We start from the raw sequence: 22,749 nt of genomic DNA on the forward strand, positions 1-22,749 counted from the left end.
TTCACCACGAACCGTGAAGAGCCGACAAAGCAATGGCTAATGCGGACAGCTTTCTTTTCAATGTTTCCCCCCATAGTATTTGTTTGTATGACACCCAACCGTTTCATGTGTGTGTAAAAATTGGGAGACGATTCCGTGAGAAAGTTATCGAAACGCAACCGGAAGATGCTGATCGTCTTCGTGGTCCTGATCGCTGCGGCGATAGTGGTTCTAGTTTTTCGTCAAATCACAAATCCGTACTCGAACATGCCGATGCCTGTCGAGTGGGGGAAACCGGTTACTCAAGCCCCTGAGACCCCTTGAGCCAACCAGTTCGGTGCGGTACTGCAGGAGGTATTCCTCGTTCTCTCCGACGGTGCTGCGCAGCAGCTGGCACACGTAATCCGCTTCCCAGGATTCTGGCCGGCCTTGCAGGAGTGCTTCTATCCCGCCAACGTTGGCCGCGACGGAAGCGAGGATCCGGGAAAGAGTGCCAGCGAAATTTGTCGGCACTGAGTGTTCGTTGGCGGTGCCGGCGCCAATGATGCGCTGGCCGCGGGCAGCTGCGGTGAGTGCGGTGATGGCTTCGTCTACCGGGTCGGGTTCAGGGGCATTCTTCTCCAGCAGGGTTGGGGTCATTGCTGTTCCTCTCGGATGCTGACGGGTGTTCCTGGGGTGATGCCTTTCAGTGCGTCTGCCGGTACTTCCAGAAGTGCGTCGACTGCTCCCGGTGATTTCCATCGGGGGCAGAGACTCTGGCGGTTTTCCGTGCAGGGGTCCAGCGTACTGATCTGCAGAACCTGTCCGTCGGCTATCCAAGCTATGTCGATGGGGATTTCCATTCCGGCCATCCACACCTCTCGTTCTTTGCCCGGCTCGAAGGTAATGAGCATTCCTGTGCCGGGTGGAAGGTTTTGCCGGCCACTGAGCCCTGCGCTTTGCTGCTCGGGTGTGACTGCGACTTCAACCTGAAACTCCCGCTCCTCCCCCACGGTGACGGTTGCTGCCTACGGCGCAGCATCGCTGGCACATCCTGCCAGGGTGATGACCGCCAGGACCTGCACAATGAGTCCCCGAGCGATGCGCAGCTCCTTTCCGGAGCTGGGGGTGAAATGGCAGGAGCGGGAACCGCACCACACGGTCCCCGCTCCTCTTTCTGTCCTCCGCAACCAACGAAGGAAATTTCTGTTCACGCCCGTCCTTCTTCTTGACGGGTCCGGCGCCCGGGACGCAGCGCACCGGCTTTCACCGGGACCCACTTCCTGCCGTTGTTGTGCTTTCGCTGCAGCCGGCGCACTTCCCGCAACACCGCGCCCTCAATGAGCTCTGAGACTGACCGGTAGCCTTCCGCTCCGCCGGCTGCCAGGAAAGCGGCTCTGACCTGATCCGCGTCTTGTTCTGTGAAATACGGGGTGAATGACGCAGGTTTTCTTTGGCTCATCGGGTTCCCTGGTCCATGGTCTTCATTCCAGCACCTGGATCCTGAGGTTCTCGGCCGCAGCAGCCCACTCCAGGAAAGGGGCTCCCGTTCGTTCTGTGGGGTCCTCGCTGCGGTACAGGAATTCGTCCCTGATGCGTTCGAGTGCGGTGGAGAGTACGAACACGTCATGCTCTCCACCGAGCTCTAGTTTCTTGCCTGGCATTTTTCTCTCTACTCCACGGGTGTGAGGTAGGGGTTTCCGCTCTGTTGTTCGGGCTGTGAGGGGCGTTTGGCCGGCTGCACGGGGCCGTATTTGAGGGACGCTCCGATTTCTTCGACGTCGAGTTCGATGGTGGTTCGGTTCTCGCCGTCCTTGGTTTCGAACCGCCGGGATTTCAGTGTTCCTTCGGCTATGACCCTGCTTCCCTTGGTGAGGGATTCCGCGATGTATTCGGCTGTTTCGCGCCATACGGTGCAGCGGATGAAGAGTGTTTCTCCGTCCTTCCATTCATTGCTTTGGCGGTCCAGGATCCTCGGTGTTGAAGCGATGGTGAAGTTGGCGACCGGGACGCCGCTGGGGGTGAAGCGCAGTTCGGGATCCGAGGTGAGGTTTCCGGTGATGGTGGTGGTGGGTTCGCCTGCCATGGTGATCAGCTTCCTTCGTGGGTGATAGATGGGAGTGCTGCTTTTTATGGGTTAGGTGCTGGGGGTTTCCAGGGCGATGACCTGGTTGATCTTGTCCGGGTTCAGTCCTGACCAGTGATCTTCGGATCCGTCCCGTTCGTAGACGACGACGGGTGCCTGGACGTACCCGAGTTCTTCGGTGATGTATTCCAGTGCTGCGGGGGTGGCGGTGATATCGACTACCTGGGGATCAAGCCCGGCGTTCTTGAACCTTCCGATGGTGAGCTTGCAGGGTCCACAACCGGGCTTCGTGTAGACGGTGATAGTCATGGCACTCATTCCTCAGGTTTCGTAGTCGTTTTAGTCAGAGTCCGTGCTGTTGGTGATGCTTCTATTTTCCCATTTATTCATCTGAATAATAAGGGGTTTTGGCCCTAAATCTAGGGGTTTTCTACCTGTATATCGCTGGAACGTGCGAGTAGTTTCGGGACCAGTTTCGCTGGGTTGGGCCAGGCCAGCCCTGGTTCGTTCTCTGATTAGTTCGCGTTCCATTTCCGCCACGGAGGCGATGATGTTGAACATCAGCCGGCCGGATGGGGTGGTCGTATCGATCCCTTCTGTAAGGGACCGGAAGGCAACTCCCCGTTCGTGCAGCGAATCCAGCAGTTCTACCAGTCCGCGCACGGTCCTGCCGAGACGGTCGAGCTTGGTAACGACGAGTGTGTTTCCGGGCTGGAGTGCCCTCAGGCAGGCTTCCAGTTCTGGTCTGGCCATGGTGGCTCCGGAGCGGCCGTGGTCGGAGTAAATTTCGTAGCACCCTGCCTGGCGCAGCTGCTGCTGCTGGGATTCCAGGCTCTGTTCAGTCGTTGAGACGCGGGCGTCGACGGAGACCGCGGTGCGCGGCAGCCACATCCGCAGGGCTTTTCGGAACGCTGCTGAGGGGTCGAAAGATGGTGGTGGCAGCATCGGGGCGCGGGGAAGTAGGCTCGATCAAGGCTCGTAGCTCCTGACTCTTGATGAATGCGTAGAGAACATCCATCACAGCAGGGCTACGAGCCCTTTAGCTTTCAAGACACGGAACCTGTTTCACCATCAACCGCGAAGAGCCGCTTTGTCTGCTGTCATCGCCAGCGGCATCAGCGGGGCTGCCGCGTCAGAGACGAGCGAGGTGTGTCCAAAGCTCCTTACGTTTATGTAGGGGTGTACAACGGGAATGCGATTGCTCCGATTGCTGGATACACTGGAACACCCCAGGTCGGAAACTCAGTTTGCTACACCGGTACACAATCCGGGCAGGTGTGCAGCAACACTGTTACGCGGGTTAATCAGTACATTTGCTATTCGTACATTCCTGCTCAGTGCTACGGGGGCTTAACCGTAACCGAACAGAGCAACGGCGTTCCAGCTGCTGGGAACGGTGACAGCGGAGGGCCGGTAATATCCGCAATAGGTGGCGTTATCCGCTAACGTCCTAGTCGTTGCCCATGGCATCCAATTGTGCCCGCGCCCGTAGCCGGTCTTGCAAGCCGGCGGCGAGGAGAATTTCGACGATTTTCTCCGGACCGCCCAGCTCCAACAGCACGTTGGTGGCTTTCTGATGCCCGTCGCCCGCGGTGTAGATACTCTCCTCGACTGTCTCGTTCAGGGTGGGTGAAGAACGGAAGTCAAGGGGACCGTTGGCTATGGCCTCGCGCTGAAGCTGCTCGTTCGATTCAACATGGCGCGAGACGGATTCAAACACGTTGAGCTGGTCTTCATCTCTGATCCCCGTGCCCTCGAAGAGCTTGTTGATCTGCTCGATCAGGCCGCCGAAGGTGCCCAGGGTTTTTTCTCTGACGACCCCGGAGCCCACAGCTGTGATCCCCTTGAGCCCCTTGCCCTCCCCGTCGACCAGCTTCAGGTCCCGGGCTTCCTGCTTTTTCAGGGCGTAGTGGGTGAGCACCACGTCGGAAAGATCCAGGTTGTTGCCGGTGGCGCTGGTCTGCAGTGCCTTGGAGAGCAGCTTGAGGTAGATCGCAAGTTTTTCGATCCGGGTGCTCCCGTAGTCGATGATCTGCGAGAAGAAATCATAGGACTTGTTGAAGGCTCCAGCCGTTTTACGGAACTCCTCCAGCTGCTCCAGCTCCAGCGTGTTGTTTGTGAACACCGCTTTCTTGTGGCGGTCGTGGAACACGTCAATGGCTGGCTGGAGGTGTGACACCAGACCGTTGTGGTTGCGCTGGGCCACCCATTTCGCGGCGACCAGCTCCACTTCCCGGTCATTGTAGATACCTGCGGCGTCCAGCTTCATGATCATGTCGTGAATGACGTCCGGATTGGATGCCTTCACGATGGACGCTTCCTCAAAATAGGTTTGGAAGGCGTCGAGGATGGTGTCCGGATCGTTGGCGAAATCCAGTACGTAGGTCTTGTCCTTGCCCGGGATCACCCTGTTGAGGCGGGAGAGGGTCTGCACGGCGGCGATGCCCGAGAGTTTCTTGTCCACGTACATGCCCACCAGCAGGGGTTGGTCGAACCCGGTTTGGAACTTGTTGGCCACAAGCATGACTTGGTAGTCGTCGCTGCCGAAGGCCTTGGTCAGGCTTCGGCCCTTGAGCCCGGGGTTCATGGTGTATTCGGTAAAGCCGTTGGGTCCGGATTCGGGGTCGGTTACCTCGCCGGAAAAAGCAACCAAGGCAGCCAGCTCCGTTTCATAGCCCTTGAGCTGAAGGTAGTTGTCGATGGCGAGTTTGTAGCGGACCGCTTCCTTGCGTGAGGAGGTCACCACCATGGCTTTGGCACGGCCGGCCAGGTGGTGGGCTACATTTTCGCGGAAGTGCTCCACGATGATTGCGACTTTCTGGGCGATGTTGTGCGGGTGCAGCCTCACCCATTGCATCAGTGCTTTGGTGCCCTGGTCGCGATCCACCTCCTGGGTGGCAGCGTCCTGGTCGGACTGAGCGATTCGGGCTGCCATCTCGTAGGTGGTGTAGTTCTGGAGTACGTCGAGGATGAAACCCTCCTCGATGGCCTGCTTCATTGAATACAGGTCGAAGACCTCCATTGTCCCGTTCTCGTCCGGACGTCCGAAGAGATCGATCGTCTTCGCTTTCGGTGTGGCCGTGAAGGCGAAGAAGGAGAGGTTCATGGTGGCGCCGGCCCTGGCTGCCATTTCGGCGGCCAGAACGTCCTCGGTGGTGATGTCCTCGCCCTCCTCCAACCCCATGGAGGTGAGGACATTCTTCAAAGACTTGGCGGCGTCCCCGGACTGCGACGAATGGGCCTCGTCAGCGATGATCGCGTAGTTGCGCCCGGCCAGGCCCTTGTTCTTGCGAATCTCTTCCATGGCATGGGGGAAGGTCTGCAGGGTCACGCCGATGATCTGCCGGCCTTTGATTAAAGCCTCGGCGAGTTGCTTGGATTTGGAGCCTTCGGAGCCGCGGGTGATCGGAGCGAAGACGCCGGCCACGGTTTCCAGCTGCTCGATGGCCTTTTGCAGCTGGCCGTCCAAAACAGTGCGGTCGCTGATGACGATGACGCCGTCGAAGACCTTGGACCCGTTCTCGCGGTGCAGGGAAGCGAGCCGGTAGGCGGTCCATGCGATTGAGTCGGTCTTCCCGGAGCCGGCCGAGTGCTGGATCAGATAATTGTGCCCGGGTCCTTCGGCCAGAGCGGCGCTGGTCAAGGCGTTGACGGCGCGCCACTGGTGGTACCGCGGGAAGCGGGTGGAAGCCTTGAAGGACTTCTTCCCGGTGATGGGGTGGGTGTCTTCCTCGAAGCGGTAATGAATGAATTTTCCGAGCACCGTCAGCCACGCTTCAGGCTCCAGAAGATCTTCCCAGAAGTAGGCGGTTGGGGAGGTGCCTTCGCGCTCGGCGTTGCCGGCCCCGTTGTTCCTGCCCGCGTTGAAGGGCAGGAACCGCGTTGAAGGTCCCTCCAGCTTCGTTGTCATGTGCACTTCCTGGTTGGACACGACAAAGTGCACCAGTGCCCCGCGCCCGTGACACAGCAGCGGTTCGCCCTTGGGATTGCGGTCCTGCCGGTACTGCTTCAGTGCCGCCTCGGCGTCCTGCGTCAGGTCCGTTTTCAGTTCGACGGTGGCGACAGGGATTCCATTAAGGAAGAGCACCAGATCCAGGGACTTGTTGTTCGCCTGGGAATAATGGACCTGGCGCATCACCCGTAACCTGTTGCGCCCGTAGCGTTCCACAGTGGAAGGGTTCAACCCATCGGCAGGCTTGGGCTGGAACATCCGCAGCGTCGCCGGTGTCACGCCGATCGGCTTCTTCAGGGCGTTCAGCGTACCGCCGCCATTGAATGGGTCCGCGCCCATTACGGACGACAACCGGTCCAGTACCCGGAGCTTGGCCTTGGCCAGCATCGTTGGGTTCAGGTCCGGCTTCAGGACCTTTGCAAGCTCCTCCGGTACGGTGTCCTGCAGCCAGCCGAACACGTCCTCGGGGAAGAGCGCCCGTTCGCGGTCGTAGCCCTCATCGGTGGCGGAATAAAGCCAGCCATGGGCAGCCAAGTGGCTGCAGATGCTGTTCTCGAACTCAATCTCGTTATGCAACGCCAACAGACTCGGCCCCCACCTTGTTAGTTGAAGCCCGCGCCATGCGGTCGCGGACATCAATCTTCCCCGTGACCGCCGCACTGATTACGGCCGCCCGTCGCTCTTTCGACAGCTTGATAGCTTGACGTGCATCGGCGATAGCAGCGTCAATTTCGGCGGTCTCATGGTCGACGAATTCAGCAATGGAACGCTGTTCGTCAATAGGTGGGACCGGGATCAGGAGTGCGCGCAGTTTCTCAGCGGTGAGGTGCATAATCGTTGAACCGTTGCAGATGACTTCGAATACCCCGGAATCCCTAAACACGCGGATCAAATAGCCCAAGTACTTGGTATCTGCTGACCCAAGGGACCTAACGCGGTTTACGGTCTTTTGGAAGCTCCAGCCGTCCATGGCGGAGTCCAAGTAATGCACCGTTCCGACAGAACCGCCCTCTACTACCAAGAGATCTTTGGCCATCAGGTTCAAGCGTTCGGCTTCATAGGAGGTAAAGGCCATTTCATTGACGTCGGATAGATCAAGACCCGCATCTTGAATGTTGCCGGCGCGAACATAGGGGAGCACTCGTGCCCCGACAGGTGTTTCCTTGGCGCCATCGAGCATCTTTCCAAGCACGACCTCAAAGTGGTGCCCTAGTGTTGAGAGCAGCCAGTGCGCCGGAACCTCACCAATCCATGTCACCCCGCTGTCCTTCATAGGAACGCTTGAGTTCAGGCCTTTGGTGACTGCTTGAGCGGTGATTGCTGTGCGGCGCTCTTCCAGAAGGGCGATCAAGTCCTCCTGATCCGAGATGAAGGCATCAATCTCGTCCGTCTCACAGTCGAGATAGTTAGAAATGGCTTCTTGTTCGTGGAGAGCCGGGACACCAATTTTTGCTGAGCCCAGATCTGTTTGGGTCATGCTTGGCAGCGCAGTGCTCGTTACGTAGAAGTCGAACGGGATGCGCGTGGCCCAGTAGTAGAGAAACTTCGGTAGCAATCTGTGAGTATCGATTCGGGTGTAATACATCGTGTCAACAGTCCAAAACTTACCGTTGACATACAACGGCTTGTCAACGGTTCCCTTGCGACCGAAAAGCACCGACTCGCCATCGAATAAGTATTCCGAAGATCGGCGGAACTCACCCCCTGAGCCGATGACCGGATAGCCGCCGTTTTCGACCATCACATGTTTATAATCCGAACCATTGCCAAAGTTTACAAATCGGGATAAACGAACCACGTCCCAATGCGCCGGAATGTGGCCTAGAGATTTAACCCCGCTGTCTTTATACGCCGGATACAGCTTCAAGCTCATGCCTTGACCTGCTCCAGGCGTGAACGGATGCGACCCAGAACTGCATCTAGATCGGCATCGATCACCTCCAACGGGCGAGGCGGTATGTACTCGTAGAAGTGACGGGTGAAGGGGATTTCACACCCGTCTTTGGTTTTGTCTTCGTCAATCCAGGCATCGTCAATGAACGGTTTCACTTCGCGCTCTACGTACGCGTGGATGTCCTCGTTCCAGGGAACGTTTTCAGTGTCGCGCAGATCAGGATCCGGTTCGGCCTTGCCCTTCGCGCCTGTACAGACGTCGGCGGTGTCGTCCCGCTCGGAAAGCCCGGCGACGAGTGCTTTCAAATGGGGTCCGCTCAGGTCGGCTCCCGTGGCCCGGAGCTGCTTCTTCAAGGCTTTGGTGAACTCGTCCCGGTTCTTCCACACCACGCCCGTGTCCATGGTCTCCAGCGCAGTCCGCACGTTGGCCATGGCCTCGGCCGTGAGCTTGCTGAAGGCCTTCACCGCCAGGGCCGCCTCGATACGGTCGGGAGTGGTGGCGAAATTTAGCTTCAGCGGACGTTCTACAGTGATGGTGCGGTAAAGGAAATCTGTGGTGTCGAAAATCTTCGACTGGTCGCTGGCCATGAAGTCTCCGTAGAGCTTCACAATGGCTTGGACGTCCTTGGGGCCGAGCTCATTGCGCTTGGATCCCAGACCCTTGCGCATTTTGCGGAACAGCTTGGATCCATCGACCAGTTGCACCTTGTTTCGTCGCTCAGGCGCTTTTTCCTTGGACAAAACCCAGACGTAGGTGCTGATGCCGGTGTTGTAGAACATGTCGGTCGGCAGGGCGATGATTGCCTCGAGGTAGTCGCGTTCCAGCACCCACTTGCGGATGTTCGATTCGCCGGACCCGGCGCCGCCGGTGAACAGCGGGGAACCGTTCAGGACAATCGCGGCGCGGCCTCCGGCTGAGTATTGTCCGGGTTCCCGCATTTTGGATATCAGGTGCAGCAGGAAGAGCATGGAGCCGTCGGATACCCGCGGCAGGCCGGGGCCGAAGCGGCCCGCGAAGCCCCGTTCGGAGTGTTCCTCGCGGACGGTTTTTTCCTGTTTCTTCCAGTCCACGCCGAAGGGCGGGTTGGAGAGGCAGTAGTTGAACGTGGTGCCGGCGTGCCCGTCGTAGAGCAGGGTGTCGTCATTGACGATGGCGTCCACGGACTGGCCCTTGATGACCATGTCGGCCTTGCAGATCGCGTACGACTGGGCGTTGAGTTCCTGGCCGGCGAGGGTGAGCCGTGCCTTCGGGTTCATGCTGGTGAGATGGTCTTCGGCGACCGAGAGCATGCCGCCGGTGCCGGCGGTCGGGTCGTAGACGGAGCGGACGATGTCACCGTCGCGCAGGGCTTCGTCGTCGTTTTCAAACAGCAGGTCCACCATGAGTTCGATGACTTCGCGGGGGGTGAAGTGTTCACCGGCGGTTTCGTTGGAGGCCTCAGCGAACTTGCGGATGAGTTCCTCAAAGACGTGCCCCATTTGGGCGTTGGAGACCTTCTGGGGATGCAAGTCGACCTCCGCGAAACGCTGCACCACCAGCAGCAGGAGGTTGTTATCTTCAAGTTCCTCGATGCGGTCCTCGATCTTGTACTTCACGAAGATGTCGCGCACGTTCTCTGAGAACGCGTTGATATAGGCGAGAAGGTTCTCACGCAGGTTCTCGGCGTCTCCCACCAAGGTGGCGAGATCGTAGCGGCTGGTGTTGAAGAACGAGTGCTGGTGGCCTGCTCTGCTTTTCAGCAGCACTGGCCGGATCGGGATGCCCTTGGCCTCGGCGTCGGCGACGACTTCGAGCACCTTGGGCTTAGTGTCCGCTAACACGGAGTCCAGGCGCCGCAGGACAGTGAAGGGGAGGATGAAGTCACCGTACTGGTGTGCCTTGAAATTACCCCGTAGAAGGTCGGCGATACCCCATATGAATGATGCGTGGTTGCTCAAGTCGTCCCAGTCCCTCTTCGTGTTACCGCCGGCCCATCACTGTTCTGGTCCGACATGCTTAGCCTCTATTCAACCCTCTTTCCGTGGCGACTGGCTGCACTGTGGGGCCCGTACGGAGAACGGACTCGTCACTGGCTCGGCCTCCGGGGCGTCTGTATGGTTGCCGGGCGGCACATTCCACGGGGACGTCGTGTAACGCGATACCGAGGTCGAAATGCGCCGTCGGCTTAGCTGGAATCGACGCGTTTTCTGGAGCTCCTCTGCCACAATGAATAATCATCGTCCTAACGGACGTCAACAGGGGAGAGGCTGCGCGGTGCCAAGCTACGGATTCAAACTACTCGAAATTCAACTATTTCGGGGCCGGGGACAGAAACCGTTGGACTTTGGGGCGCCCGACGGCGACACGAAGAATCCGGAGACCGCACAGATCACGCTTCCTTACCTGGACCTCCTCCTGAAAGACTTCGCGCCGGTCGATGAGACTGAGGCACCGGAGTCCGAAGAGGGTACCTCGATGGGCGATGCATCGACCGACGAAAAGAGTTCGGAGGACGACGCACAGGCCAATGAGGAGACGGTCGAAACCGTAGCGATGGGATCGGATGACGTCGTGGGAGAAGACCCCGATTCTGGAATACCGGAGGAAGAGGGGCGCAAACAGCTTGCAGTAGTCCGGGTTAAGTCCGCCGTGAGGTATCAGGGTGCGGTGCTTCTGGACACGGTTTACGGAATTGTTGGTGATCACGCTCTGGCTGTTGATCCCGAAGGTAAAAAGGACGACACGGACCTCACCAGCCTCGCCACCACCCGGCATTACCGGGCACTCGTTATCGCCCCCACCAGCGGTAAGAATGGACTGCTGGCCGTAGAGGTGGTCTCACGATCACACGCAGGAGGACGCCTTCCCAGCCGCCTGCATGCCGGCGCAAAAGGACACAATTTCAAGGTGCGAACGTTCGGTGCGATCGCTGACGACGAGTCTGTCCGTAACCTGATGAAGGACGGTCGGATCCGTGAGGTCAACTTGTTCCAGACGTTGCCGAGTTCGGACTCCAGCCAGAGCACGACAATTCCGGCGAAGATCACGTTCACCATCGGGGCGGGCTCAACAGAGGAGACCTCACTCAAAAAGCGACTGACGCACTGGCTCCCCACCAAAGAGAACAAAGCGAAGAAGGACAAGCCCGTCGCGGCGGACGAGGCGAAGGCTCTCGCAAGCTATTTGTGGCCGAAGCTTGCTGAGAGTGCTGCGTTTGAAACTGCTGAGGTAGTCGTCGATGGTATCCAGAGGAAGCGGCTCAAACCTCTAGATATGGCATCAGGGTTCACCTACGATCTTGGTGATGTCAGACCCAACAACGATACTTTCGTTGCAAGTGTGGCAGATGTGGTGAACGACTTAGCGGCCACGAATCAGATCGATCTCGAAAGTGATTGGTCGGCGCCGATCGGTGGCTAAAGAAGGGGCAGGCATGCACAAACCTCGCTGGCTGAGAGTTTTTTCCCGGCTGAACGTATTCGCTCTTCTCGGAGACCAGTTCCGTTACCTGACTGACCTGTCTACAAATCGGCCTGAGTGGATCATCCGTGGACTCGTCGTTTTGCTTGCCCCCGCCGCTTTCACCCTTTCGCTTGTCTTCCATGTTCAGATGCAAACAGTTGGGGACCTTGTCGGCGCCCTGGGGCTTCTTGCTGGCGTGTTCATCTCCGCGTTTGCCTTGGTGTTCTCCATCCGCATCAATCTCTCAGCGAAGCCCAGCAAAGTCCTGGAGCGGAGAACAGCGCGTCTGATTGATGAGAGTGCGCTGACATTGCTCGCAGCTGGCCTTCTGTCTGGAATCGATGCGATCTGGCTCGCGGGAGTTTCCGCCTCGATCCCAGCCGAGGGATACGTCGTGTCCGAGTTTGCGACGGCCGTCACCGTGGGGCTTAGTTCATTGGTCGTGCTCTACTTTCTGCTTTCGATACGGCGTCTCCACAAGCTCTACACCGATACCTTCGTGCCGTTCTGGCGGGTGCAGACAGTCGTCGAAGGTTCTGCAACACGACAGGAAACAAAGGACGCCCGCGGCCAAGCCGCAGAGATCGACGCACGACGCAATAGCTAGGTATCGCGAGTGTCGTACGCGTCTTACATGCCCGTGACCAAGTCTTGGAGATAAACACCCCAGCCACGATCCCTGTGGCGACGAGGCTGAGGGCAGGATCTGCCCACAACTGTAGACAGAGTTGCGGCGGCTGATCCTCAGCCCTTGGACTGCAGCTCAGGTCATGCAACTACTCACCCTTGGACTGCCGCCGAAACGAAACCCGCATCTATTCCCCAGATTCGGTGACAGCACACGATAACTAGTGGCAGCAAGAAGTAGGCCTGACTAGAGGCAGCCAAAGCTTGGCGTCCGGCGGTGACGGTGGGATTCGAACCCAGAGCGCCGGGGTGGATATTTGCCGTCTGGAGCTGGTCAGGATCGCGCCGGCTTGCACCTCCGCAGGCAGCCGGGGAAGGGTGCGTCGAGCAAGCTTTGCCAATTCCTTGCCAAGTGCCTCCTGTAGGGCAAAGCAAAAGACCCCGGTTCCCTTTGTTTACAAGGGAACTGGGGTCTTTCTCATCTGGCGGTGACGGTGGGATTTGAACCCACGCTGTGCCTCATCAAACTGAAATCCCCGGGCAGGTGGCCAGACCGCTCGCGCTCATCCCAGAAGACGTTCCTTGCCCAATCGTCTTGCGTCGGCCTCCGGGGGCGGTGGCCGGCCGGATGGTCGTAGATACTCTCGCTCGCCGGAGACAACCGCATCGATCTCGTCTTGAAGATCAGTACCGGGAACGAATACAGCCATGTACCCCTGGTTCCGCCGGGACGTCCGCACTGCCGGAGGTGGACGAATCGATAGGCGTTGAGGCAAGAAACGTGTCCATCGCCGGTGTTCGCGGACTACATGTGCGAACCGAGTCCGTTGTACCGCTCGCCGCCTAATCCAAGGCGAGCAGTTGTGTCCGAACACGAATGGAGGCGGCTCAGTGCGATGACCGGCCACCCAGCTCACGGAGACACCTGACCTGCGCCACTTGCGCCATTTCTGCCGAACAAAAAGTGGCGCAGGCATCCAAGCGCAGCCCAGGCCTGAATTGGCGGGGATCTGAGGGGGAGCACAGGTGGTTGGAGCTCTGTATTTTAAATATTTTAGAAAATAAAAGTGGCGCACCCTACAGGCCTGTGATCTAGCGGATTTCCTCGACGGCCAGGGTCAGGGCATCGAGGCCGGCGCAGGCTGCGTCGAGCTGGCCGAGCAGGGCGGTGAGCTGAGTGCCGAAGGCTGCTTCAACGCCTGGTAATTGATGCATCGCGGCTTCGCGGAGAATCGGGAGGAGACGGGTCACGGTGGCCTCGATGTTCCGGGTCCGGCCGGACTTGAGCAGGATCCGCCGCAACTGGGACCCGGTCAGGACGGCGGCCTGTGACGGGGTGGGGACGGTTCGGAGCAGGAGCCTGGCGGTCGGGCTGCTTAGATCGGATGTGTGGGGGAAGGCCTTCAGTGCCGAGGGATAGTACTCGCGCAGGACGGAACGGATACGGTTGGCGTGCTGCTGCCGATCCCAGACCGCGTCCTGTTGCGCTCGTGCGAGCACTGCAATGGACTGGACCAGTTCCGAGTCTTGAGGCAGAGGACGGTGGGCGTGGCGGTCCGTGCGCAGGATATTGGCCAGTGCCGCGGCGTCTTGGGTGTCGGATTTCTTCCGGGAGACCGTGTGTCGTTCGCGGTATCGAGCCACGGCCATTGGGTTGATGGCGTAGACGTCCCGGCCGCTGGAGCGCAGCGCCGCGACAAGGAGCCCGCGTGTTGTTTCGATGGCCACCGGAATGCGGTCCTCAATCCGGTCTCCGTGCGTGGAAAGCAGGTCTAGCAGTTCCGCTAGTCCCGCTGCCGATTCTGCGACTCGCTGCGAGGACAGCAAACGGCCCTGTGAATCAACGAGTGCGATGTCGTGGTGTCCCTCTGCCCAGTCGATCCCGCAGAACACTTCCGTCATGTGGTTGTTCCTTCCCCTGTGGTGGTAGCTGCAGAGGACCGTTGTGACCTGGGACGGATGCGACCTAATGGTAGAGCTCGATGGCTCGACATCTGATTGGCATTCTTATCCCTGTCGGATGCTGCCGGGGTCGGGTCTTAATGTGAGAACTCTGGGTTTCGGGTTTCTGGTCGAGACTTTGGCCGGCAGCAAGCCCCCGGGGTCAACCTACGTTCCGTGGGGGTGAGGGAGCCAGAGGGACAATCTTTTTCGACGGCTCATGGCCACGGTAACGGGAAGACCTCATCTGACTCCCTCACCTCCCATTAGGTAACGGGGGGGATCCGTGTTGCGCCACTTTTTGGGAAAATGGCGCACTGACCCGGTCAGATCGAGCGGCGTTAGGGCGCGTCGCAGGTGGTCCAGAGCCCCGGCCCTGGACTACGGCGAAGTCCGAGTACGTGAGGTACTGCTCGAACATCATAGGAACGGCGCCGTCTTCGGGGTACTCCGCGGTCGCGTAGCCCTCGTGGACCATCCGCAGGCCCAGGTCCTGGGTGACACCCCGCGCCGGTGATGACGTAGGCCAGCGTGTCCCCGTCCTCGCCGACGGGGTCCTTCAGCTCGGCTTCGTAGGTGACAGCCACCGGTTCGTCGGCGCGCATCAGTCCTTCGAGGTGTGCGGTCGCTTCATCAGCGCCGCACTCGCCACCGGAAGGGGCGTCAGCGCCGAGCATCCGTACTGTGGGGTTAGGTTCCCTGGTGGGGGCTCTGCTGTTCCTGTGCCACTTGTGCCATTTCTGCCAAAACAAAAGTGGCACAGGCCTCGAAAGGGAGCTCAGGCCTGGATTGGCGGGGGTTAGAGGGAACTCACGGCGGGGTTGGAGCTCTATTTTTAGTTATCTTTCGAGAAAAAATGGCACACCCCTACATGCCTGCGATTCCGGGGTTTTTGTCCCCCAAAAGAGGCCGTGTGCCACTTGTGCCACTTTTTTTGAACTTTCTTCTTAGACGCGCGCACGCGCACACGCGCAACTTCTAACCTCGGAGAAAAGTGGCACAAATGGCACAGAGGCGTTTTATGGCCTGTTTTCGTTGATATACCAACAGAAAACACCGTGCCATTTCTGGGAGGAGAAATGGCACGGGTGGTCGGAGGGCGGGCCTCAGAGGGGCCGGAACGCCTTTTCTTTACTGGGATCGGGGCACTGTGCCACTTCTACCCGGAAGTGGCACAGTGTCTTGGCTCCGCTGGCTCTACGGGCCTCGCCTGGCCCAGATCCCGTCCCTAAGTCACGGCAATATCTGCTGCAGAGCGGCACCAGATCGAAGGTCTTCAGGGGGCTGTCTTACTGTGTTCAACAATGCATATAGATATCCCCGCTGGGGCTCATCGATTTGCTCTCCTGCTCTCCCAGCGTCTCCTCCGGAGTGCTGCGACAGAAAAAAGTGCGAAGAGCGCCGGGGAGGGCACCAGTTCATCGCAGCCCACTCCTCCTGCAGACGGGCGGGCTAGATCACGCCCTCGCGTCCAAAGACTTCCGTGGGACCTCATTCCCCGCGCGCTGCCTCAAGTTCTTCCATGCGTCGACGCGTCGCGGAGATAGAGTCTTGTGCATGGTGAGCTTCCTCCTCAGCCTTGCCCAGCCGCCATTGAAGCAGGCTGAGTTCTCGCCTAAGTTCATCAATTTCTTCATCGATGGCGCCCCTGTCTTGCAACAGTGAAGTGAGCGGCACCTGGAGCACGTCTGCGATCGCGACGGCCTCGTCAAGCCGGACTGCCCGTTCGTGCTTCTCTGCCCTGGCAACAGCGCTGGGATCTATGCTGCGTCCGATCCGGTCGGTGATGAGCGCAGCAAGCGCTGCCTGTGACAAACCAGCCCGCTGCCGCTCCACGGTGAGCCTCCGGGCAAATGTCTCTGTTGCGATCGTCATGGCGTGTCCGTTCTCCGCTCAAAGCTTGTGATCAATACATGATGATTTACTGATATTGCGATATTCACATCGTATCGCTATGCTGGAGGTACGAAAGGTCGCGATAACGCTACAGTCCACACACCAGTTCTCTTGGGTGGCGGTGACCACCGATTCCCGGAACGAAGGACGCATGGGACCCCAGTCAGAGGTCCTAAATGTCCACTTCGACCGCATGCCTCCCGGAGGCCCTGTCCAGCGGAAACGACCCGCTTCTCCCGCTACGCGCCGCTCATGAGCGCGGCTGGCCGAAACCGCACACACTTCGCAAGTACGTCCATGCCGGCCGGCTTCCTGCTGTTCGGGCAGGTAAACAGTTCCTGGTCAAGGAATCTGATCTCACCCGGCTGATGCCACAGGTTAGCGCCGCTGGCACCCCGTTTGAGTGTCAGTCTCCTTCCGAAGCCGATCTGACTGACCTCACCGCGCTTGCATCCCGAATGGTCGCCTCCTGGCCGCGGCTTAGCGAACAGCGCAGGATTGAACTGGGCCGCCTACTTGCCACTGGGTGAAACACGTCCTTACATAGGCGAAGCCAGCGGTGTTACTCAAGCGATCAGCCGGACCGCGTCGGAAATCAGTCTGGCTGGACTCCTTGCGGCGAAGGACGTCCTCAATCCGGCTACGACACATCTTCGGCGGTGCGTTTGGAGCATCGCGTCCTGCCTGCCGGAGGCCCGGCATGTCTGGTCGTGGAAGGATCACAAGAGGGTCATCATCTCGCTGACCTTTACCTGAACAGCCGATAACCGGAACACCTCGAAGGCCGGGTCGCAGGGACCGAGCGGTTTGCCTTTTGCATGCACTTCCACCAGCTTTTCTAGCTGGTGGAAGGGGGCGGGAGTCTCGATATGTGTGGAACGCCTGCTTGGAAGCGAACAGAATGCAGACATGCAGCGTCACAATTCATTAGCTGGTGAAAGCTGCGTACGCCTGCTGATATTCTTTTGACTGAGAAATTCCTGCACGTTTCTAGGTTACGCACCCAGGCCCCCGCTCTGCGGGTTTCTTTTTTACAACTTTTAGGGCGACAAGGAAGGTCCATAGCTGTGACCGGCGCTGAGAATAAAGAAATTAAGCATCAGAAACCCGTTCGAGGACAATTCGCGGGGGCTACCTTCTTCGTCGTATGCCTAGCTGCAACTGCCGCCCATTACGGGGCCTACGCCGCTCTCGGCGTCTTGAACGAGGTTGAGTTCAGGCCACTCACGGTGGGGCTGCTGCCATTAACCGCGACAATCGTCATGGGGGTGACATGCCGTAGCTGGAGCCAGTGGCGCAAATGGATCTGGCCTTGGGCGATGGCGGCAGGAGTGCTGGGTTTTATGCTCGCTAACCTGAATTTTTACATGTGGAGCGAGTCCGTGGTGGAGGCAGAGCGCTCGGAAAAGCTGGCTGTGGAACGTGCGGCCAGCGAGGCTGAGTCACGGGCGTGTGAGTACCTTTCCTTGGCCATCGATCAACGTTCAGAAATCGACCAGCACCGGCCGCAGTTCGAGTCAGATGGCACCCCGTGGGGTGACCATTTCGCAAAGCATTTAATGGGAGAAAGCCCGGTGACAGCCAACCTGAGGGAAGAATATGCCCAGTACTGCTAGATGATCAATGAAGTCTGTCGTTGCGTACCGGCGCTCGTGGGCACTGCACTGACCCAGCTCGACACAATTCCGATCAAGGGCCGGGTGCCGCAGGCCAGCGGGGATCAGGACTTATTTGGGTCCGGCTGGAGGGGACATAGACCGGAACGGGTGTGGCACCCGGAACCACATCTTGCCGCGCGACCTGGACTACATCGGGTTTAAACCCGGAACCAGTAGCTGTGTTGTAACGAGTGGCACCCTTCTGGATCCTCAACCGGCGCAGTGATCAGCGTCGTGCGGGGCAGGGCACCTCGAACGCCGTTCGGATCGAACACGTCGACCTGGACCTGAACCTGGACCTGAACAGCTAATAACCGGGACACCTCGACGGACGGGTCAGCTGGATCGGTGCCGTCTCAGTCCGCCGCCAAGTGCTCCCTCAGAGAAAAAAGAGTCGTTAGCCCCTATCGTTCTACCTATGACTGATCCCGCCTTCGCGCTACTTTGGCCACGGCCCCTATTTGAGTGGGAGGCCCGCCGAATCTTAGATCTTCCCTGGGAAACCAAGGATTGGACCTCCATGGTTACTCACCTCTTACTTGAGGCCTACGAAGACGACGAGGTTGCGTCTGCATTTCAATCTGCAATGCCGACCGACGACATCTTCTTGAGCCCTGTAGTACCCAGCAAAAGTATCGCCGCAGCCAGGGCCTGGTTTACTGAATTGCTAAGAGACGAGTCTCGACTGCAGCCCTACAAGGCACCTGTCTACTGGGCTGAGCGAACGGGTGCAAGTGGGACAATAGCGGCCGATAAACCGTACGAGAGCTTCGCCGAGGACTTCTTTGAGCTCATAGACGAATTGCAGGAGGCGGGTTACTTCCCCAAGGTCCTCAAGAAGGATTGCGTCGACGATCCTATTGACTTGGATGACGTGCGAAAGACAATCCGGCGGGCCACTAGATTGGACATCAAGTGGCCCATGACCCCCGGCGATATATTGTCACTCTCAGATGACGCCGTGTACTCACTGGTGGAGTATTTCCACGATCAGGCTCAGCGGCCACGGACTGCCACTCTTCATAGCTATGGCGACTGTGGCCTTCACTTCCAGAATTGGAACAGCCAGACGGGGCAAAGCGTCTACCGCTGGCGCCTCAATGCACTCCTAGAGAACCATGGCGTGCCGCTTCGCATAGGTCCCACAGGTGAAGAGCAAGGACGTCTTATCCGACACTTCGGCTCCCCCTTGGATGACCTCGCAGAGTCAGAAGTCGACAGGCGCGCCGAGGAACCAGAGGACGAGGTCGCTCATGCCGTGAGAAAGTATCGAGCACGCGACGCGTCAGTCGTGGAGAAGCGCTCTGCAATCGTGATGCTCTACGGCGAGATGGAGCCGAAACGGAAAAGGATCGAGAGCACGCTTTCTTCGTCTGACGCAAGCGACCTCTTCAGGATCGCGAACAAGTTTAACCTGAGACACCGAGGACAATCCCAGCAGACAGAGTATGGAGAGGAGTTCCTAGACTGGGTGTTCTGGACTTGTTTGGCCACTCTCCGGCTGTTGGTGGATCTGGACACTTCTGGGCCACCTTCGGGAAATCGTGTGGAATAAGAGGTGTCATCTAGTGGACATCGGCTGCCTGATGTCTGCTTCGACTTCCACCATCCGGCCTTCCAACCCGATGAGGCCAACTCCGGCGTTTGTGGAGGCTCCCTCCCCGGAATAAGCCGAGAACCCTGGGATTCATCGACACATACAATGACATTTCTGTTGCAAGTAGCGGTTCAGGGTTGTCAGCTGAACGCCCAGAGAATGTGCGCGCTCCCCTGGCTCAGGCCATGCTCAGTGCGCGACTGCCGGGCGGTCTCCGCCTCCGAGAGGCCACGTAGACCGATGGCAGCCCAAAGTACGCTTTACTGTGATCACGGTAGCCGCCGTGGCTTTCGCTGCACTTCTGGTAGCCGTGCTGAGTTCCGGTGACGTCCGCGAAATGCTCATGTCGTTGATCCGGGCGGCCCTGAGTTTCGGGTGAGACCCGTCGAACGCCGGTTCGGTGGTGAGGCAGGAGCCGTCACGGCAGAGCTGGCTGTTGCAATGCCTGCCGTGGCGGTCCTCCTGGCCGGGCTGCTGACCGGGGCTGCAGCTGGGATTACCCAGCTGCGCCTGGAGGAAGCAGCGCGGGCAGCAGGCCGGGCGGTGATGCGCGGAGAAGCGGCCGCAGCGGCCGCATCAGTCACCCGCCTGGCCGGGCAGCGGGCGTCGCTTGAATTGGCTGTTGACGGGGAGTGGGTGCAGGTGCGGGTTTCTTCACCGTTGGACGCTCCGCTCTTGGAGCATCTGCCGGTCACCCTGCAGGCCAGTGCCTCCGTCCTGCCGGATCAACTGCCGTGAGCGGGCAGGTGGCGTACTGGGGCAGCATTCCCCCAGGGGACGGAGACGGGAAGGACTCCGGCTCTGGAACTGTCATTGCCCTCGGGACAGTGCTGGGAGCGATAGTCCTGTTCCTGGGGGTGTTGCTCCTCGTCCAGGCGACCATCGGAGCAGCCCGCGCGGCGGCGGCTGCGGATCTGGCTGCGTTGGCCGGAGCAGACACCATAAGGGGCCTGCGCTCTGGGGACCCCTGCGGCGTCGCAGCTGAAGTGGCGGCCCGGAACGCCGCGGAACTCTCGGCATGCGTTCCCGATCCCGGTGCCCGCACGGTCGTGGTCTGGGTTGAAGCATCGGCTGCATCACTGCTGCCTTGGCGGGCCACGGCACAGGCCCGGGCCGGGCCTCCGGGACCGCTCGGGAGCAGAGAGGGGGTGCAGTGAAGCGTGCAGCGAGGGGAGCGGCGGGGGGTGCAGTGATGGGGTGCAACCGGCTGGACGGCAGCGGAGACCTATCCCCGTCGATCCGCTGGGGCTGCCGCAGGGCGTCAGTCCCGGACGCCGGTGCCGGCCGATACCCGGTTGCCGGCATCGGGGCGGCCGGGTGCATCCGCCAGCAGCACCTCGATCAGGGTGACAGCGCCCTTTTTGTCCAGGGGGTTGTTCTTGTTCCCGCACTTGGGGGACTGCACGCAGGACGGGCAGCCGCCCTCGCACTCGCAGGCCCGGATGGCATCCCGGGTGGCGGTGAGCCAGATGGTGGCAGCCTCGTAGGCGCGCTCCGCGAAGCCGGCCCCGCCCGGGTGGCCGTCGTACACAAAGATGGTCGGCTTGCCGGTGTCAGCGTGCAGGGCGGTGGAAACGCCGCCAATGTCCCAGCGGTCCGATGTTGCCACGAGGGGCAGCATTCCGATCGAGGCATGCTCGGCAGCGTGCAGCGAACCGGGGAAGTCAGCCGCGGCCAGACCTGCCCCCAGCAGCAGCTTCTCGTCAATGATGAACCACACGGCCTTGGTGAACAGCTCCTTGGCCTCGAGCTCCAGCGGTTCCTCTCCCAGAATCTCGTTGGAAACCAGGGCCTTGCGCTGGAAGGAGACAACCTGCGTGGTCACCTTCACCGTGCCGAAGCACATCTGGACCTCGCCCCACTGCTCGGTCCGCTCAGTCTCCATGACTTCGATCTGGGTGACGTCCCGGGCCTGGGTGTAGAACTCCGGATTGGCCCGGGTCACCACCGCACAATGGTCCGCTTCGTTCAGCTCTTCAACCAGGAAGGTCTGCCCCTGATGTACATACACGGCCCCCGTGTGCGCCTGGTACTGGCTCTGGGCCCCGTCCATGGTGCCCAGCAGGGTGCCAGTCTCCGCTTCCACAATGTTGATCGGGCCACCCCCGGCTGCCCGCAGGTTCACCATCGAAGCAGCGCTCTCCGCATGGGTCCAGAACCAGCCGGCAGGACGGCGCCGCAGGTAACCCTGGGCCACCAGCTGATCCAGCAGGCCGGCGGCAGCCGGCCCGAACAGCTCACGCTCATCCGGCGTCAACGGAAGCTCGGCCGCAGCCGCGCACAGGTGCGGTCCCAGCACGTACGGATTGGACGGGTCGAAGACGGTCGCTTCTACGGAAATATCGAAGATCGCCTCCGGGTGGTGCACCAGGTACGTGTCCAGCGGATCATCGCTGGCCACAAATGCCGCCAGGGCGTCCTGTCCGGACCGGCCGGCCCGGCCGATCTGCTGGAACAGGGATGCCCGGGTTCCCGGCCAGCCTGCCACCAGCACGGCGTCGAGCCCGGAAATGTCGATTCCGAGTTCCAGCGCCGAGGTGCTCGCGATTCCCAGCAGCTGGCCGCTGCGCAGCTGGTTCTCCAACTCCCGGCGTTCCTCTGGCAGATATCCGGACCGGTACGCAGCGACCCGGCCGGGGAGGGACGGATGGACTTCATCCAGCAGCCGCCGGGTTATGGTGGCGATGGTTTCAGCGCCCCGGCGGGACTTGATAAAGGCAATGGTCCGCACCTGGGCGGCCACGAGGTTGGCCAGCAGGTCAGAGGTTTCCGCGATCACCGTGCGGCGCTCGCGGGCACCGTTTTCACCCTTGCCATCAGTGAGCTGCGGCTCCCACAAAGCCACGGTGGTCGCCCCGTGAGGGGAATAGTCCCGGGTGACGGCATGAACCTCGCTGCCGATCAGCCGGCCAAAGGACTGGGCAGGATCCGCGGACGTGGCGGACGCGCCAATAAAGATGGGGTCCGCCCCGTAATAACGGCAGATCCGGCGAAGCCGCCGCATCAGGTTGGCGACGTTCGAGCCGAACACGCCCCGGTAGCTGTGGGCCTCGTCAATGACCACGTACGTCAGCCGGCGGAAGAACCGGGCCCACCAGGCGTGGTTGGGGAGCACCCCGAAGTGGAGCATGTCCGGGTTGGCCAGGACCATGTTCGCGTGGTCGCGGATCCAGCGCCGGGCACCCGGATCAGTGTCGCCGTCGTAGGTTTCGGCTCGGAGCGTCGGAAGATGCAGGGAATTCAGGGCCGCCAGCTGGTCTGCGGCGAGGGCCTTGGTAGGGGAGAGGTACAGGGCCACGGACCCCGTCGGTTCCAGGGAAATCCGGTCGTCCAAGGCGGTGCGGTGGATTTCGTCCAGGACCGGCAGCTGGTAGGCCAGCGACTTTCCGGAAGCGGTGCCGGTGGAGATGATCGTGTGCCGGCCGGAATGCGCTGCCTCAGCGGCTTCCGCCTGGTGCCGCCACGGAGTATGGACGCCCAGGCGCCCGTACGCTTCAACGAGGTCGGGATGCACCCATTCCGGCCAGGGAACGGTTTGGGCCTCACGCGCCGGAATCTCGTGCAGATGGACCAGCTGCTCGGGGTCGGCACCGCCGCCAAGCAGCGGGATGAGGGAATCGCGAATGGCCACGCGGCCATTGTCCCACCGGTACCCGTGCGTTCGGGACACGGATACCGGCCGGTCCGCGGCGGGCGAAA

General features: G+C 60.1%; 19 protein-coding genes and 1 pseudogene. 7 read left to right on the plus strand and 13 right to left on the minus strand.

All coding sequences use genetic code 11. From position 1 onward, the window contains the following. Positions 1–210 precede the first annotated feature (210 nt). From AO716_RS01190 to AO716_RS01225, 10 genes are all read right to left on the minus strand, one after another. Positions 211–618 (minus strand): hypothetical protein, encoded by a 408-nt coding sequence (locus AO716_RS01190; RefSeq protein WP_055239135.1) that lies wholly within the window; start codon positions 616–618, stop codon positions 211–213. Continuing rightward, a complete protein-coding gene (locus AO716_RS01195) occupies positions 615–971 on the minus strand; it encodes a DUF192 domain-containing protein (RefSeq protein ID WP_082413230.1) in 357 nt (118 codons plus the stop codon). The genes AO716_RS01190 and AO716_RS01195 overlap by 4 nt, the downstream gene beginning before the upstream one ends. Before the next feature lie 197 nt (positions 972–1,168). Beyond that, complete coding sequence (locus AO716_RS16870; RefSeq protein ID WP_082413231.1) at positions 1,169–1,420, minus strand: ParB family protein; 252 nt, start codon at positions 1,418–1,420, stop codon at positions 1,169–1,171. A 22-nt stretch (positions 1,421–1,442) separates the two neighbouring features. Further along, positions 1,443–1,622, minus strand: a complete 180-nt coding sequence (locus tag AO716_RS17155) for a hypothetical protein (RefSeq protein WP_152969821.1) — start codon at positions 1,620–1,622, stop codon at positions 1,443–1,445. 8 nt (positions 1,623–1,630) lie between these two features. Continuing rightward, on the minus strand, positions 1,631–2,044 hold the full coding sequence (locus AO716_RS01200; RefSeq protein WP_082413232.1) for a single-stranded DNA-binding protein: 414 nt from the start codon (positions 2,042–2,044) through the stop codon (positions 1,631–1,633). A gap of 51 nt (positions 2,045–2,095) precedes the next feature. Further along, positions 2,096–2,353 (minus strand): glutaredoxin family protein, encoded by a 258-nt coding sequence (locus AO716_RS01205; RefSeq protein WP_055239136.1) that lies wholly within the window; start codon positions 2,351–2,353, stop codon positions 2,096–2,098. 30 nt (positions 2,354–2,383) lie between these two features. Then, positions 2,384–2,935, minus strand: coding sequence for a recombinase family protein (locus AO716_RS01210; RefSeq protein ID WP_055239137.1), 552 nt, complete (start codon positions 2,933–2,935; stop codon positions 2,384–2,386). 559 nt (positions 2,936–3,494) lie between these two features. Continuing rightward, the gene (locus AO716_RS01215; protein ID WP_229780204.1) at positions 3,495–6,572 is read right to left on the minus strand and encodes a type I restriction endonuclease subunit R; all 3,078 of its coding nucleotides are present in this window, start codon (positions 6,570–6,572) and stop codon (positions 3,495–3,497) included. Next, entirely contained in the window at positions 6,565–7,869 is a 1,305-nt protein-coding gene (locus AO716_RS01220; protein WP_055239139.1) for a restriction endonuclease subunit S, read from the minus strand. The genes AO716_RS01215 and AO716_RS01220 overlap by 8 nt, the downstream gene beginning before the upstream one ends. Then, the gene (locus AO716_RS01225) at positions 7,866–9,827 is read right to left on the minus strand and encodes a type I restriction-modification system subunit M (protein WP_055239140.1); all 1,962 of its coding nucleotides are present in this window, start codon (positions 9,825–9,827) and stop codon (positions 7,866–7,868) included. The genes AO716_RS01220 and AO716_RS01225 overlap by 4 nt, the downstream gene beginning before the upstream one ends. A gap of 316 nt (positions 9,828–10,143) precedes the next feature. On the opposite strand from AO716_RS01225, the gene AO716_RS01230 reads away from it, so the two are divergent. Both AO716_RS01230 and AO716_RS01235 read left to right on the plus strand, forming a co-directional pair. Then, entirely contained in the window at positions 10,144–11,289 is a 1,146-nt protein-coding gene (locus AO716_RS01230; RefSeq protein ID WP_152969822.1) for a hypothetical protein, read from the plus strand. A 13-nt stretch (positions 11,290–11,302) separates the two neighbouring features. Next, positions 11,303–11,938: a hypothetical protein gene (locus tag AO716_RS01235; RefSeq protein WP_055239142.1), complete on the plus strand. Its 636-nt coding sequence runs from the start codon at positions 11,303–11,305 to the stop codon at positions 11,936–11,938. Between the two features lie 1,121 nt (positions 11,939–13,059). On the opposite strand, the pseudogene AO716_RS01240 reads toward AO716_RS01235, so the two are convergent. Together AO716_RS01240 and AO716_RS01245 are read right to left on the minus strand one after the other, a co-directional pair. After that, positions 13,060–13,860, minus strand: a pseudogene (locus AO716_RS01240) (IS110 family transposase); the annotation flags it as partial. Positions 13,861–15,390: 1,530 nt separating this feature from the next. Then, positions 15,391–15,774, minus strand: coding sequence for a helix-turn-helix domain-containing protein (locus AO716_RS01245; protein WP_055239144.1), 384 nt, complete (start codon positions 15,772–15,774; stop codon positions 15,391–15,393). A 1,088-nt stretch (positions 15,775–16,862) separates the two neighbouring features. Between AO716_RS01245 and AO716_RS01250 the strand changes: the two genes are divergently transcribed. The 5 genes from AO716_RS01250 to AO716_RS01265 all read left to right on the plus strand — a co-directional run bounded on the left by AO716_RS01250 (position 16,863) and on the right by AO716_RS01265 (position 20,207). Next, positions 16,863–17,411: a hypothetical protein gene (locus AO716_RS01250; protein WP_055239145.1), complete on the plus strand. Its 549-nt coding sequence runs from the start codon at positions 16,863–16,865 to the stop codon at positions 17,409–17,411. 562 nt (positions 17,412–17,973) lie between these two features. Further along, complete coding sequence (locus AO716_RS01255; RefSeq protein ID WP_055239146.1) at positions 17,974–19,008, plus strand: hypothetical protein; 1,035 nt, start codon at positions 17,974–17,976, stop codon at positions 19,006–19,008. Positions 19,009–19,315: 307 nt separating this feature from the next. After that, the gene (locus AO716_RS17800; protein ID WP_082413235.1) at positions 19,316–19,429 is read left to right on the plus strand and encodes a DUF4244 domain-containing protein; all 114 of its coding nucleotides are present in this window, start codon (positions 19,316–19,318) and stop codon (positions 19,427–19,429) included. Next, on the plus strand, positions 19,426–19,788 hold the full coding sequence (locus AO716_RS01260) for a TadE family type IV pilus minor pilin (RefSeq protein WP_055239147.1): 363 nt from the start codon (positions 19,426–19,428) through the stop codon (positions 19,786–19,788). The genes AO716_RS17800 and AO716_RS01260 overlap by 4 nt, the downstream gene beginning before the upstream one ends. Further along, a complete protein-coding gene (locus AO716_RS01265) occupies positions 19,785–20,207 on the plus strand; it encodes an Rv3654c family TadE-like protein (protein WP_321164359.1) in 423 nt (140 codons plus the stop codon). The genes AO716_RS01260 and AO716_RS01265 overlap by 4 nt, the downstream gene beginning before the upstream one ends. Before the next feature lie 104 nt (positions 20,208–20,311). Here AO716_RS01265 and AO716_RS01270 read toward each other — a convergent pair whose 3' ends face one another. Then, positions 20,312–22,681, minus strand: coding sequence for a DEAD/DEAH box helicase (locus AO716_RS01270; protein ID WP_055239148.1), 2,370 nt, complete (start codon positions 22,679–22,681; stop codon positions 20,312–20,314). Between the last annotated feature and the right edge of the window lie 68 nt (positions 22,682–22,749).

This window comes from Arthrobacter sp. Edens01 (assembly GCF_001307035.1).
GTDB lineage: Bacteria > Actinomycetota > Actinomycetes > Actinomycetales > Micrococcaceae > Arthrobacter_B.

What these genes read in the sequence shown, in the direction of transcription:
- AO716_RS01190 (WP_055239135.1), bottom strand. Translation starts at nt 618, where the DNA reads ATGACCCCAACCCTGCTGGAGAAGAATGCCCCTGAACCCGACCCGGTA.
- AO716_RS16870 (WP_082413231.1), bottom strand. Translation starts at nt 1,420, where the DNA reads ATGAGCCAAAGAAAACCTGCGTCATTCACCCCGTATTTCACAGAACAA.
- AO716_RS17155 (WP_152969821.1), bottom strand. Translation starts at nt 1,622, where the DNA reads ATGCCAGGCAAGAAACTAGAGCTCGGTGGAGAGCATGACGTGTTCGTA.
- AO716_RS01200 (WP_082413232.1), bottom strand. Translation starts at nt 2,044, where the DNA reads ATGGCAGGCGAACCCACCACCACCATCACCGGAAACCTCACCTCGGAT.
- AO716_RS01205 (WP_055239136.1), bottom strand. Translation starts at nt 2,353, where the DNA reads ATGACTATCACCGTCTACACGAAGCCCGGTTGTGGACCCTGCAAGCTC.
- AO716_RS01210 (WP_055239137.1), bottom strand. Translation starts at nt 2,935, where the DNA reads ATGTGGCTGCCGCGCACCGCGGTCTCCGTCGACGCCCGCGTCTCAACG.
- AO716_RS01220 (WP_055239139.1), bottom strand. Translation starts at nt 7,869, where the DNA reads ATGAGCTTGAAGCTGTATCCGGCGTATAAAGACAGCGGGGTTAAATCT.
- AO716_RS01235 (WP_055239142.1), top strand. Translation starts at nt 11,303, where the DNA reads ATGCACAAACCTCGCTGGCTGAGAGTTTTTTCCCGGCTGAACGTATTC.
- AO716_RS01245 (WP_055239144.1), bottom strand. Translation starts at nt 15,774, where the DNA reads ATGACGATCGCAACAGAGACATTTGCCCGGAGGCTCACCGTGGAGCGG.
- AO716_RS01255 (WP_055239146.1), top strand. Translation starts at nt 17,974, where the DNA reads ATGGTTACTCACCTCTTACTTGAGGCCTACGAAGACGACGAGGTTGCG.